At 62.4% G+C, this 258-nt stretch carries 1 protein-coding gene; it reads right to left on the reverse strand.

Annotated elements, in window-relative coordinates; translation table 11 throughout:
* A partial coding sequence (locus EOD29_RS32955; RefSeq protein ID WP_164764006.1) for a KH domain-containing protein occupies window positions 1-258 on the reverse strand: 258 nt, incomplete at both ends.

Below are 258 nucleotides of genomic sequence, written 5' to 3' on the forward strand. Positions count from 1 at the left end.
CGGCGCTCGAGCTGCTGGGCGATCGACTGTGCGACCAGCGTCGCGTCGACTTCGGGCTTGCGCACTTCGACGATGTTGAGGTGCGTTTCCGAATTGGTCATGTCCGACAGCTTCTTGCGGAGCTTGTCGATGTCGGCGCCCTTACGGCCGATGATGAGGCCCGGACGGGCCGAGTGGATCGTGACGCGGCACTTCTTGTGCGGACGCTCGATGACCACCTTGGAGATGCCTGCCTGCTTCAGTTCGCTCATGACGAAC

Source organism: Mesorhizobium sp. M1A.T.Ca.IN.004.03.1.1, assembly GCF_003997555.1.
GTDB lineage: Bacteria > Pseudomonadota > Alphaproteobacteria > Rhizobiales > Rhizobiaceae > Mesorhizobium.